Below are 13,677 nucleotides of genomic sequence, written 5' to 3' on the forward strand. Positions count from 1 at the left end.
TAGGGGGAAGTAATATGAGAAGAGCAAGTGGAATAATAATGCATATTGCTTCCTTACCTGGAAAGTATGGAATAGGTACTTTTGGTAAGGAAGCATTTGAGTTTGTAGATTTTTTAAAGAAAGCTGGACAAGGATATTGGCAAATATTGCCCTTAGGTCCTACAAGTTATGGTGATTCACCATATCAATCATTTTCAGCCTTTGCAGGAAATCCATATTTTATAGATTTTGATATTTTAAATAAAGAAGGATTACTTGATAAAAAAGATTACCAAGGAATTAATTTTGGAAATGACCCAGAAAAAATAGATTATGCTTTATTATTTGACAAGAAGATGAGAGTGTTAAGAATAGCATATGAAAAATCTTTAGATAAAAACAAAGAAGAAATTGAAAAGTTTAGAGAAGAAAATAAACTTTGGCTTGAAGATTATGCTTTATATATGGCAATTAAAAATGAAAACGAATTAGTAAGTTGGCAAGAATGGGATGAAAAATTAAGATTAAGAGATAAAAAGACTTTAGAAGAATATAAAGTTAAATTAGAAAAAGAAATAAACTACTGGGTATTCTTACAATATCATTTCTTTAAGCAATGGAATAAATTAAAAGAGTATGCAAATAGTTTTGGAATTAAGATAATTGGAGATATGCCTATATATGTTGCAGAGGATAGTGCTGATGTTTGGGCAAATCCAAAAGCATTTTTATTAGATGAAAATAATATTCCTAAAAAGGTTGCTGGATGTCCACCAGATGCTTTTTCAGAAACAGGTCAATTATGGGGAAATCCTATATATGATTGGAGTTACATGGATGACACAGGATATAGTTGGTGGATTGATAGAGTAAAAGAAAGCTTTAAGCTTTATGACATATTAAGAATAGATCACTTTAGAGGATTTGAAGCTTACTGGCAAATACCATATGGAGATGAAACTGCTGTAAATGGTGAATGGGTTAAAGGGCCTGGAATAAAATTATTTAATGCAATTAAAGAGGAGTTAGGTAAGGTTAACGTAATAGCAGAAGACCTTGGCTATTTAACTCAAGAAGTTATAGATTTTAGAGATGAAACTGGATTCCCAGGAATGAAGGTTTTACAATTTGCCTTTGATTCTAGAGAAGAAAGTGATTATCTTCCACATAATTATCCAGTTAACTCAATAGCTTATACAGGTACTCATGATAATGATACATTTAGAGGATGGTTTGAAGTTACAGGAAATAGAGAAGATGTGGAATATTCTAAAAAATATTTAAAACTTACTGAAGAGGAAGGGTATAACTGGGGATTTATCAGAGGAGTTTGGAGCAGTGTATCACATACAGCTATAGCTCTAATGCAAGATTTCTTAAACTTAGGAAATGAGGCAAGAATAAACTATCCATCTACTCTTGGTGGCAACTGGCAATGGAGAGTTAAAGATGATGCTCTAACTGATGAATTAGCAGAGAAAATATATGATATAACAAAATTATATGGAAGGGTGAATATCAATGAATAAAGAACAAATAAAGAGAGGAATCGAAAGATATCTAAAAGTAAAGTATGGTAAAAGTTCAATTAAAGATGCTAAGGACTTTGAAATTTTCAATGCATTATCACTAACTCTTTTAGAGGGAATTGTTGACGATTGGAATCATACAGAAGATCTTTATGAGAAAGAAAAGAATGCATATTATTTTTCAGCTGAATATTTAATGGGTAGAGCTTTAGGAAATAACTTAATAAGTTTAGGACTTTATAATGAAGTAAAAGAAGTTTTAGATGAACTTGGCTTTGATTTAAATAGAATTGAGGAAATAGAAGAGGATGCTGGTTTAGGAAATGGTGGATTAGGTAGATTAGCAGCTTGTTTTATGGATTCAGGAGCTTCATTAGAAGTACCTTTAAAGGGTTATGGAATTAGATATAATAATGGTTTATTCTCTCAATATTTTGAGGATGGCTTCCAAAAAGAAGATGTGGATAGCTGGTTAAAATATGGAGAACCTTGGAGCATAAGAAAAGAGGATGAATTTGTAACTGTTGATTTTGAAGATATGACAGTTAAAGCAATTCCATATGATACTCCAATTATAGGATATGCTAGTAAAAATATAAATACTTTAAGACTATGGAAGTGTGAGCCTGTAAAAGAATTTGATTTTAAATTATTCAATGAACAAAAATATGATGAGGCATTAGAGCTTAAAAATAGAGCAGAAGACATATCAAGAGTTTTATATCCAAATGATTCAAATAGAGAAGGTAAATTATTAAGATTAAGACAACAATATTTCTTAGTAAGTGCTTCATTAAAAGATATAATAAGAAAGCATAAAGAGGTTTTTGGAAACGTTACTGAAGATTTTGCAAAGATGCATGCTGTTCAATTAAATGATACACATCCAGTTTTAGCAATTCCAGAGCTTATAAGACTTCTTGTAGATGAAGAAGGATTTACTTTTGAAGAAGCTTACAATGTAGCTTCAAAAACTTTTGCTTATACAAACCATACTATATTAGCAGAAGCTTTAGAAAAATGGGATGTTGACTTAATAGAGGAATTATTCCCAAGAATATTAGAAATAATTGAAAAGATAGATGCAGAGTTCATAGTTGGCCTTGAAGAAAAAGGATACTCAGAGGAAGAGATAGAAGAGTTTAGAATAGTTAATGATGGAAAAGTTAGAATGGCTAACTTGGCAATACATGTAGGATTTGCTGTTAATGGTGTTGCTAAGTTACACACAGATATATTAAAAAATATTGAGCTTAAAAACTGGTATGAATTATATCCAGAGAAGTTCCAAAACAAAACAAATGGAATAACTCCAAGAAGATGGTTAAGACTATGTAACCAAGAGTTATCAGCTTTAATCACTGAACTTTTAGGAAGCGAAGATTGGGTTAAAAATCTAGACTTATTAAAAGGATTAGAAAAATATAAAGATGATGAAGAAGTATTAAAGAGATTCATGGATATTAAGCACACTAAAAAAGAGCAATTAGCTGCATATATTAAAGAACATGAAGGTGTTCAGTTAGATCCAGATTCAATATTTGATATACAAATTAAAAGATTACATGAGTATAAGAGACAATTATTAAATACTCTATATATCTTAGATTTATATTATAGATTAAAAGAAAATCCAGATATGGATATACCAAAGGTAACATTTATATATGGAGCAAAGGCTTTCCCAGGATATAAGAGAGCTAAATCAATAGTTAAGTTGACAAATGAAGTTGCTAAACTTATAAATAATGATGAATCTATAAAAGGAAAAATAAAGGTTGTATTTGTAGAAAACTACAGAGTTTCTTATGCAGAAAAATTATTCCCAGCGGCAGATGTATCAAAACAAATATCAACAGCTGGTAAAGAAGCATCAGGAACAGGAAACATGAAATTCATGTTAAATGGTGCACCAACTTTCGGAACAAATGATGGAGCTAATGTAGAAATTGTTAGAGAAAGTGGATCAGATAATAACTTTATTTTTGGATTAGAAGTAGAAGAGATAGAAGCATTAAAAGGTAAATATGATCCAGTTGCTTACTATGAAGCAGATGCAGATTTAAAGAGAGTTTTAGATTCATTAGTAGATGGTACTTTTGATGATGGAGGTAATGGTGACTTTGAAGATCTTTATAATTCATTATTAGAAGAAGGGGATCAATACTTCTTATTAGCAGACTTTAAAGCATTTAAAGATACTGAAGATAAGGTCTTTGAAGCTTATAAAGATAAATTAGGATGGGCTAAAAAAGCTTTTGAAAATACTTGTAATGCAGGTATGTTCTCAAGTGACAGAACAATACAAGAATATTGTGATGATATTTGGGGAATTAAAAAATGTACTAATAAATAATAGGGAAAATAACTTTATAAAAACATAATAATAAAACTTACAAACATATTCCGAGAATTACTAGATATTCTCTTCATATTGTTTGTAAGTTTTATGTTATATATGACTAGGAAATATAAGTAATAAGAGGAGTGGCTTTGCTAAAGCTTGAAAACTTAGTAGGAATTTATGTTTTATTAAAGTGTAAATTTTAAGTTTGGTTTTGAGTTTTGTGCAAGGCCTTTTCTAAATTTATGTACAAGCTTAAAATTCGTGAAATTTATAGCTAAAAGGGTACATTAGGTATTGAATTAAGGGGTGTTAATTTATGAAGTTTGGAAAAAAAGATTGGACTAATTATGACAGAGGTATAGAAAAAGAGTGGATGCTTACTAATGGCATAAGTGGATTTTGTGGAGGAACTGCTATAGGAGCAAACTGTAGAAAATATCAAGGGTTATTAGTAGCATGTACTAATTCTCCAGAAGAGAGATACATGATTCTTTCAAATCTAAATGAGGAAATAAATATTAATGGGAAAGTTAACCAGTTGAGTTCTTGTAAATATACAGATAAAATAGTTGATGGCTTTAAAAATCTTCAAGGATTTTATTATGATGGACTACCTCATTTTAGATTTTTTGTAGATGGAGTAGTTATAAATAAAAAGATTGCTATGGAATATGGAAAGAACACTGTAGTAATAGAATATGACATATTAAACGGAAGTAAAGAATCAAAAATAAAAATTGAGCCACTATTTACTTTTAGGAATCCAGGAGTATGTAGTGGAGAAGAAAATTTAAAATTTTCAAAAACTGTGGATAAAAATAAAATTCAACTTATTCCACAGCTAAATGAGGACATAAATATAAGATTTTTTACTTATGGTGGAAAAATAGTAGATAAATCTGAGAAAATTGTGGATAAAATTTATTATGATGTGGATAAAAGTACAGGTGATAAGTTTGTGGATAAATGTTATATTCCTGGAACTGTTGAAATAAATTTAAATCCTAAGGAAAGAAAAAAGGTTTATTTACTTTGCACTATAGAAAATGAAGAGAATTTTGACTGTGAAAAAATCATAAAAAATGAAGAGAAAAGAATAAATAGTCTTACAAATACCTTTGATGATTCAAGAATTTTAGCTAAATATCTTCCTATTGCAGGGGATCAATTTATAGTAAATAGAGAATCTATAAATGGAAAAACAATATTAGCTGGCTATCCTTGGTTTTTGGATTGGGGAAGAGATGCTATGATTGCTATTAATGGATTAACGTTATCAACTGGAAGATTAGAAGATGCTAAAGATATTATAAGAAGTTTTAGCCTTTATGAGAAAGATGGATTAATACCAAATATGTTCCCTGGGGAAGGACAAGAGCCACTTTATAATACAGTAGATGCTTCACTATGGTTTATAAATGCAGTTTATAATTATTTGCTTTATGCTAATAGTGATGAAGCTTTAGCATTTGTTGAGAAAGAAGTTTATGGAACTATAAAAAATATAATAAAGGCTTATAAAGAAGGTACTGAGTTCTCAATAAAAATGGATGAAGAGGATTCTTTAATAAATGCTGGATCAGGATTAGACCAAGTAACCTGGATGGATGTTAGAGTAAATGGCATAGTTGTTACTCCTAGACATGGTAAACCAGTTGAAATCAATGCCTTATGGTATAATGCATTAAAAATAGCAGCCTTATTAAAAGATAAATTTGAAAAAGAAGAAAAGAATGAGTACGAAGAGCTAGCGCAAAAGGTTAAATCTTCATTTACTAAGGCTTTTTGGAATGAAGATGGAAAGTATCTTTATGATGTTGTAAATGATCATGAGAAGGATGATAGTTTAAGACCTAATCAGATTTGGGCAGTATCATTACCTTTTACAATGTTAGATAGAGAAAAAGAAAAGTATATTGTTCAAAAGGTTTTTGAGGAATTATACACTCCTTATGGATTAAGAAGTTTAAGTAGAGACCATAAGGATTATCATGGAGTTTATATAGGAAAGCTTTTTGATAGAGATATGGCCTATCATCAAGGAACAACATGGGCATTTCCTCTTGGAGGATTTTTCACAGCTTATTGTAAGGTAAATGATTATTCTAAAGAAGCTGTAGATTTAGTTGATTCTTTAATGAGTGATATGGAAGATCATATACAAGATCAATGCTTAGGAAGTATTGCTGAAATTTTTGATGGTGATAATCCTTATAGAGCTAGGGGATGTTATTCTCAAGCTTGGAGTGTTGGAGAAATGCTTAGAGTTTATTATGAGGATATTCTAGGAAACTACAAAAAATTAAAAAAAGTCCACAAAGATATATTTATATAAATGTTTTGCTAGAGATTAATTTAATGATCTCTAGCTTTTTTTAATTTTTGTGATTATTAAGTTTGTAATTTTAGGATATAATTAAAGGAAGAACTTAGCGTAAAGGGGCGATTTACATGAGAACATCATTGAATATAGAAAATAAAATTAATATGATAACTGAAATGAGAGGAGATTCTGTATTTCAGGTTTTAGAGTATGATAGTTTAAAGGGAGGAAATTCCTTAGAGCTTGCAGTTAAACTAAATCAAATGAAGGAAGCTAATATAAAGCTTAGACAGGTAAGAATTATTTTAGAAGATAGCTCTGTAAATATAGAAAAGGGAGCCTTAAGCTATATGAGAGGTCCAATATCTATGAAAAATAAGATTGGTGGGCCAATAGGATTAGGTAAAAAACTTTTTTCTAGTAAAGTTACGGGAGAGAGTACATTTAAACCTAAATATGAAGGAACAGGGGATATATTTTTAGAACCTTCCTTTGGTCATTATGCCTTAATTGAATTAGAAGATGATGAAATAATAGTTGATGATGGATTGTTTTACGCTTGTGAAAGTAGTGTAGAAATAACTGCACACATGAATAAGTCTTTATCCTCTATGGTTTTAGGAAATGAGGGAGTATTTCAAACTAAGCTTTCAGGAAATGGAATAGTGGTTTTAGAAATACCAGTGCCTGAGGAAGAAGTATTTAAATGTAAAATAAATAATGATGTGTTAAAGGTTGATGGAAATTTTGCCATATTGAGAACTGGAGATATTGAGTTTACAGTTGAAAAGTCATCAAAATCATTAGTATCTACGGCTACTGGAGGAGAAGGTCTTTTAAATGTGTTTAGGGGGACTGGAGAAGTATGGCTAATACCAACTAAATCTGTTTATGAAAAGCTTGAACATGGATGGAATTCCTTAAGACCATTAACAGATCCAAAGGGTAGCTCTAATACTAAGGTATAATTTATAAAGATTAAATTAGTTCTAATACAAGTATTATTTTATTTATTATGATAAAGATATATAATTAACTTATTAAAGAAAAAAATATTTAATTATTATAGAGTTATATTAATATACCAGTAGTTGAAGGAGAAGATTATATGAATGGAGTACAGTCTAAACTAAAAGGTAAGGATTTAGATTTTTTATTTGAGGCTATATTAAAGTTAGAAGATATAAATGAATGTTACAATTTTTTTGAAGATATATGCACTATTTCAGAATTGAAAGCATTAGCACAAAGATTACATGTTGCAAAAATGCTTAGGGAGAAAAAGACATATACTGAAATTGCAGAGGAGACTAAGGCTTCAACAGCTACTATAAGTAGAGTAAATAGATGTTTAAACTATGGAGCAGATGGTTACAACAATATCTTAAATAGATTAGATGAGAAATAATTAGGAGAATAATTATTTTAAAAAGAGGCATACTACAATCATTAATACTTAAGGAGGGATATAGTATGCCAAATTTAAGCTGTGGTGTAGATAACTGTGCATATAATCAAAATGATATGTGTTCATTAAATTCAATAAAAGTAAATGGTTCATTTGCTAATCACTCAGAAGCTACTTGTTGTGGAAGCTTTGTTGAGAAAGGTGGATTCACTAACGCTGCCGTTGATATGGGGCCTGCAGAGCCAGCAACTAGCGTTGCATGTGAAGCTGAGAAATGCTGCTATAATAAAAACTGCAAATGTCATGCTGAAAGCATAGATATTTCAGGTGATTATGCACAACACCAAGACAATACAGAATGTTCAACTTTTAGACAAGAATAATAAAATATTGATTTTACTAATTTAGAAGGAAGACTATATGATTTAGTCTTCTTTTTAAATAAATCTATTTATTTTATTGGACAAGCTTATAATTCTACATATTATTTATATAGTTTTTAGTTATAAATATAACTAATGAAAATTCTAATTATTTATAAGAGGTGGAAAGTTTGAATATATTATTAGTTGATGATGAAGAAAAAATCATTGAGGTATTAGAAGCTTATTTGAAAAAAGAAGGTTTCAGTGTTTTTTCTTGTAGTAATGGAGAAGAGGCTTTAAAAATATTTGATAACAATAAAATAGATTTGATTCTTTTAGATCTTATGCTTCCGGATTTAAGTGGAGAAGAGGTCTGTAAGGTTATTAGAGCAAAGAGTTGTGTTCCAATAATAATGATAACAGCTAAGACTGAGGAAGAGGATTTATTAGAAGGATTTGATATTGGAGCAGATGATTATGTTACAAAACCCTTTAGTGTTAAACAGCTTATTGCTAGAATAAAAGCTATTATTAGAAGAAGCACACCATGTCCTAATGAGGGAAATGATATTTTAGTATTTGATAATGGAGAGTTAAAAATTAATGTGGACACAAGAGAAGTATGGGTTAGAGGTGAATTAATAACTCTCACATCAACAGAGTTTAATATACTTCTTTGCTTGAGTAGCTATCCAAAGAAAATATTTACTAGAGACGAAATAATAGAGTTAGTATTAGGGGATAAAAGTGATAGCTTTGATAGAGTTATAGATTCTCACATTAAAAATTTAAGAGGTAAAATAGAAGAAAACACTAGAAAACCTAAGTTCATAGTGACTGTATATGGGGTGGGATATAAATTTGAAGGTAAGAAAATATAAAAGTTTAAATTTTAAGGTTATAGTTCCATCTATAGTTATCATAATAATTGTCACTTTACTTACTGTAGCAATATCTAAATTTTATTTTGATAAAAAATTTGGTGACTATATTATGATTAAAAATCAGAATACAGTACAAAACATTTTGATGGAGCTAAGTGAACAATATTCTGACAATGAGTGGAATTATAAGAATATAGAGAAGATAACTTATAATTCCTTAGATAAAGGGATTATAGTTGCTTTATATGATAAAGAAGATAATGAAATAATGAACATAGAAAAAAACTCTAAGGATAAATGCAATAGAGTTATGAATTTTATAAAAAGTTCTATGGAAGGTAAATATGGCTCTACAACAAGTCAATTTGAACCTGTGTATTATCCTTTAATAAAGAGTGGAGAAAAAATTGGAGAAGTTAGGGTTAAATTTTACGGACCTATATTTTATATGCAGAATGAATTAGTTTTTTTGGACATAGTAAATAAGATAATATTAGGTATTGGAGTTTTACTAATTCTAGCATCTACAATAATGGGATTTATAATTTCAAGGTCAATAATAAGACCAATAAATAAGCTCATGACAAAGGCAAAGTATATGTCTAAAGGAGAATATGACAAGAAAATTGAGATAAATACAGATATTTTAGAGATAAATGATTTGATAAATTCCATAAATAATCTTTCACAGAGTATAAAAGAGCAAGAGAATATAAGAAAAAGACTTACTGGAGATATTTCTCATGAATTAAAAACTCCTTTAACAAATATACAGTCTCACTTAGAGGCCATGATAGATGGAATATGGGAACCTACAGAGGAAAGGTTAATAAGTGTTAAGGAAGAGGCAGAAAGATTATCATCATTAGTAAGTGATATGCAAAAGTTAAATAAGTATGATGAGGCTTCTATTAAGCTTAAAAAGGATAATGTGAATATAAGTGATATAATTTGCTTTGTAATATTTCAATTTTCTAATTTAGCAAAAAGCAAAAATATAAAGATAGAATATGAAAAAAAGAATATTAATTTATATTGTGACAAGGATAAAATAACACAGGCTTTAGTAAATATTCTTTCAAATGCTATTAGATATTCAAATGAGGGAAGTACTATTTTTATAGAAGAAAAATTAAAAGATAACAAGGTTATAATATCCATAGAAGATCAAGGTATAGGCATTTCAGAAGAGGATTTAAAATATGTCTTTGAAAGATTCTATAGGGCAGATAAGTCTAGAACTAGAGCTACTGGAGGAACAGGAATAGGACTAACTATAGTTAAATCTATAGTATCTTCTCATGGAGGAGAGGTTAAATTAGAAAGTAAACTAGGTGAAGGAAGTAAGTTTACTATAATATTACCTAAGGAAGATATATAATTATGTTCTTGTAAAGTGATTTTATCCTCTTATAGTACTATATAAACAATTAAAATACTTAGAAAATATATAATTTTAATAAAATAGTTAAAATGAAATAGTTGGGTAAAAATATAATACCCCTTAAGTAGGTTTTAAAAAGGTGGTTTTCTTGAATCTACTTAAGGGGTGTTTTTAATATTTATAAGTTAATAATATACAAATATATTTTCCTAGATTATAACCTATATTTTTATTTTAAATTGTTTAGTTCATTTCTTATTTCATGCATTTCATTTTGAACTTCTTTAACTTTAGCTTTGTTGCTTTCAATTCTACCTTTGATATCTTCAACTATTTCTTGGTATTTTTCAATAGTTTCTAAAGAATTGTTTCCAGGTCTAACATTAAATAATCTGTTAGTAAAGTCAGAAAGTCTTTCTTCATCTTGGCTAATATATTTTTTTAGTTTTTTAACAAACTCATCTTTATTTTTAAGTAAAGAGTTTAAGAAATCTTTTTGTTTATTAGCTCTAGCAGCATTTATCTTATCAAAATATTCTTGTCTAGCAGCGTAGAAACCATCTCTTATTTCTTTAAACTCGTTTATAAGTTTTTCGTTTTCTTCTTTTCCGCAGAATCCTATTTTAAAGAATTCATCACTTATTTCTTTAACTTTAGCAGAAGCTTCTTTCCAACTATCATTTTCATATAGTTTCTTTAATTCTTCTATAAGAGCTTTTCTTTTTTCTATATTAACTTTATTCTCAGCTTTTAAGGCATCAAAAAATTCTTGTCTCTTAGCAAAGAAAGCATCTTTAGCTTCTTTATATCCTAGAGAAATTTCTTCATTTCCTTCTTTTCCAGAGAAACCTATACCTTTGAATTCATCACAAAGAGCATTGAACTTTTCAGTAGCTTCTTTCCAGTTTTCATTATTAACTAAAGCTTTAAGTTCTGAGATAATTTCTCTTTTTCTATCAGCTTTATTTCCGAATTCTTCTCTTAAGCCTTCCATAGCAGCTTTTCTAGTTTCTTGAGCAGCATTTCTAGCCTTTTTAAATCTATTGTATAATTCAGTGTTTAAATCTTTACCGGCAAAACCTAAAGCATAGAATTCTTCAGATAAAGATTTAGCTAACATATCACCAGCTTTTATATCACTTGTATATACTAAAGCTTCAAGTCTTTTTATAACATCTTCTTTCTTCTCAGCATTTTCTTTGAAACCTTCATTTGCTTTTTCAAAGAATTCTTTTCTAGCATTATAGAATTCATTTTTAGCTTCTCTTAATTTACTTTTTAGGGTATTCTCAGTTTCTTGGTCATAGTAATAAATATTGTTAAACTCTTCAAGAAGAGTGTTGAATTCTTTATTAGCTTCTTTCCAATTTTGAGCATTTTTTGCTAAGCTTTTTATTTTCTCAATTACTTCTTTTTTTCTCTTACAAGAATTTTCTTCTTCAGCAGCTAAAGCTTTAGCAAAATCTTCAGTTTCTATAGGATTTTTATTTTCATCTATGTAATTAGATTCATTAGTTGTCATGTAAATTATCCCCTTTCTTTTATATCACTCAATTAATATTTTAAGGCGTAACGAGTCTTATGTCCATAATTAAAATGTTTTCATCAATATTTATGTAGGATATATAGAAATATAAGATTTATAGATGTTTAAATAGACATAAATTTATTACCTTTATAATTTCAATTATATGCTAATATTGATGATATATTATATTAATATAAATAAATCTATGTAATAATTAATGAAAATAATGTTAACTAAAATAAGCTAAAAATAATATTTTAGTAATAAATATATTTTATTCATGTGATAATATAAAAAATGACTATAAAATAGAGAAATTTTAATTTTTTAATAACTAATATTTGACAAATAGTATTACATACAGTATTCTTTGAAAGTGTAAAAAGTATTAATTAAGTAGCAAAATTATAGGTATTTTAATTAAATATAAGTATAATATAAATTTATTAGAGGGGTGACATAAATTGTCAAGATTATTTGGAACAGATGGAGTTAGAGGAATAGCAAATACTGAATTAACAGCAGAATTAGCATATAACTTAGGTAGAGCTGGAGCTTATGTTTTAACAGAGGGAACTCATAAACCTAAGATATTAGTAGCAAAAGATACTAGAATATCAGGAGATATGCTAGAGGCTGCTTTAGTTGCAGGTATATTATCAGTTGGAGCAGAGGCAGTATGCTTAGGAGTAGTTCCAACACCAGCGGTAGCTCATTTAACAAGAGTATATGGAGCAGATGCTGGAGTTATGATATCAGCTTCACACAATCCAGTTGAATATAATGGAATAAAATTCTTTGATGATAAGGGATATAAATTATCAGATGATTTAGAAGATGAAATACAAAGAGTTATAGAAAGTGGTTTTGAAAATGTACCTTCACCAACGGGAGCTAATTTAGGAAGAGAAATAATAGAAAAAGCTGCTTTAGAAGATTATATAAGCTTTGCTAAAGATACAATAGGAATATCTTTAGAAGGATTAAGAGTAGCTTTAGACTGTGCAAATGGTGCATCTCACGAAGCTGCTGTTAGAGCTTTTAGAGAATTAGGAGCAGAAATATTTGTAATAAATGATAATCCAGATGGAACTAATATAAATGAAAATTGTGGATCAACTCATCCAGAAGAATTAATGGAATATGTTGTTAAGAAAAAATGTCATATGGGATTTGCTTTTGATGGAGATGCAGATAGATGCTTAGCTGTTGATGAGCAAGGAAACTTAGTTGATGGAGATTTCATCTTAACAATATGTGCTAAATACTTAAAAGAATTAGGTAGATTAAAAGATGATACTCTAGTTGTAACTGTAATGAGTAACTTAGGACTAATGATAGCTTGTAAGAATGAAAAAATAAACACTGCAGTTACAAAAGTTGGAGATAGATATGTATTAGAAGAAATGTTAGCTAAAGGATATTCTTTAGGTGGAGAACAATCAGGTCATATCATATTCTTAGAGCACAATTCAACTGGAGATGGACTTGTTACTGCACTTCAAGTAGCTAGCATAGTTAAGAGAACTGGAAAATCTTTATTTGAATTAAAAAATGTAATGAAGGTATTACCACAAGTTTTAGTTAATGCAAAAGTACCTAATAACATGAAAAATATTCATGAAGAAGATGAAGAAATAATAGCTGAAATTAAAAAGATGGAAGCTGCTTTAGATGGTTGCGGAAGAGTATTAATAAGACCATCAGGTACAGAACCATTAGTAAGAGTTATGCTTGAAGGTGAAAATCAAGCTGAAATAGATGAAATGGCTCACAACTTAGCAAAAATGATAGAAGCAAAATGTAATTAATATATTATATTAAATTATAAAAATATTATTAAAATCATAGAATTATAAAAGCTATAAATACATGATAAGTTTAATTCAAGATCTTCATGTTATTTATAGCTTTTTATAATTTAGAATAT

10 protein-coding genes are annotated in these 13,677 nt (G+C 28.7%); 9 read left to right on the forward strand and 1 reads right to left on the reverse strand.

Annotation, left to right across the window (positions count from 1 at the left end; all coding sequences use genetic code 11):
- Positions 1 to 14: 14 nt before the first annotated feature.
- The 8 genes from malQ (at position 15) to ACYUCG_RS12480 (ending at position 10,216) form a co-directional block, all read left to right on the forward strand.
- A complete protein-coding gene (gene malQ / locus ACYUCG_RS12445; protein ID WP_460268709.1) occupies positions 15 to 1,508 on the forward strand; it encodes a 4-alpha-glucanotransferase in 1,494 nt (497 codons plus the stop codon).
- Positions 1,501 to 3,864: a glycogen/starch/alpha-glucan phosphorylase gene (locus ACYUCG_RS12450; RefSeq protein WP_460268710.1), complete on the forward strand. Its 2,364-nt coding sequence runs from the start codon at positions 1,501 to 1,503 to the stop codon at positions 3,862 to 3,864. Before malQ ends, ACYUCG_RS12450 begins: the two co-directional genes overlap by 8 nt.
- Before the next feature lie 307 nt (positions 3,865 to 4,171).
- On the forward strand, positions 4,172 to 6,190 hold the full coding sequence (locus ACYUCG_RS12455) for an amylo-alpha-1,6-glucosidase (protein WP_460268711.1): 2,019 nt from the start codon (positions 4,172 to 4,174) through the stop codon (positions 6,188 to 6,190).
- Positions 6,191 to 6,306: 116 nt separating this feature from the next.
- Positions 6,307 to 7,146: an AIM24 family protein gene (locus ACYUCG_RS12460; protein ID WP_460268712.1), complete on the forward strand. Its 840-nt coding sequence runs from the start codon at positions 6,307 to 6,309 to the stop codon at positions 7,144 to 7,146.
- Between the two features lie 140 nt (positions 7,147 to 7,286).
- The gene (locus ACYUCG_RS12465) at positions 7,287 to 7,586 is read left to right on the forward strand and encodes a YerC/YecD family TrpR-related protein (protein WP_003454163.1); all 300 of its coding nucleotides are present in this window, start codon (positions 7,287 to 7,289) and stop codon (positions 7,584 to 7,586) included.
- Positions 7,587 to 7,651: 65 nt separating this feature from the next.
- Positions 7,652 to 7,969: a DUF1540 domain-containing protein gene (locus ACYUCG_RS12470; protein WP_003454391.1), complete on the forward strand. Its 318-nt coding sequence runs from the start codon at positions 7,652 to 7,654 to the stop codon at positions 7,967 to 7,969.
- Between the two features lie 170 nt (positions 7,970 to 8,139).
- Positions 8,140 to 8,832, forward strand: coding sequence for a response regulator transcription factor (locus ACYUCG_RS12475; RefSeq protein ID WP_060796805.1), 693 nt, complete (start codon positions 8,140 to 8,142; stop codon positions 8,830 to 8,832).
- Positions 8,813 to 10,216 carry a sensor histidine kinase gene (locus tag ACYUCG_RS12480; RefSeq protein WP_139934126.1) on the forward strand — a complete coding sequence of 468 codons (1,404 nt, stop codon included), beginning with the start codon at positions 8,813 to 8,815 and terminating at the stop codon, positions 10,214 to 10,216. Before ACYUCG_RS12475 ends, ACYUCG_RS12480 begins: the two co-directional genes overlap by 20 nt.
- A gap of 232 nt (positions 10,217 to 10,448) precedes the next feature.
- On the opposite strand, the gene ACYUCG_RS12485 is transcribed toward ACYUCG_RS12480, so the two are convergent.
- Positions 10,449 to 11,741, reverse strand: coding sequence for a DUF349 domain-containing protein (locus tag ACYUCG_RS12485; protein ID WP_460268713.1), 1,293 nt, complete (start codon positions 11,739 to 11,741; stop codon positions 10,449 to 10,451).
- A 470-nt stretch (positions 11,742 to 12,211) separates the two neighbouring features.
- On the opposite strand from ACYUCG_RS12485, the gene glmM reads away from it, so the two are divergent.
- Positions 12,212 to 13,558 carry a phosphoglucosamine mutase gene (gene glmM, locus ACYUCG_RS12490; protein ID WP_060796808.1) on the forward strand — a complete coding sequence of 449 codons (1,347 nt, stop codon included), beginning with the start codon at positions 12,212 to 12,214 and terminating at the stop codon, positions 13,556 to 13,558.
- The last annotated feature ends 119 nt before the right edge of the window (positions 13,559 to 13,677 follow it).

This window comes from Clostridium sp. CTA-17 (genome assembly GCF_054767895.1).

Coding starts and splice junctions, on each gene's coding strand:
- malQ (WP_460268709.1), top strand. CDS start 15: ATGAGAAGAGCAAGTGGAATAATAATGCATATTGCTTCCTTACCTGGA.
- ACYUCG_RS12450 (WP_460268710.1), top strand. CDS start 1,501: ATGAATAAAGAACAAATAAAGAGAGGAATCGAAAGATATCTAAAAGTA.
- ACYUCG_RS12455 (WP_460268711.1), top strand. CDS start 4,172: ATGAAGTTTGGAAAAAAAGATTGGACTAATTATGACAGAGGTATAGAA.
- ACYUCG_RS12460 (WP_460268712.1), top strand. CDS start 6,307: ATGAGAACATCATTGAATATAGAAAATAAAATTAATATGATAACTGAA.
- ACYUCG_RS12465 (WP_003454163.1), top strand. CDS start 7,287: ATGAATGGAGTACAGTCTAAACTAAAAGGTAAGGATTTAGATTTTTTA.
- ACYUCG_RS12470 (WP_003454391.1), top strand. CDS start 7,652: ATGCCAAATTTAAGCTGTGGTGTAGATAACTGTGCATATAATCAAAAT.
- ACYUCG_RS12485 (WP_460268713.1), bottom strand. CDS start 11,741: ATGACAACTAATGAATCTAATTACATAGATGAAAATAAAAATCCTATA.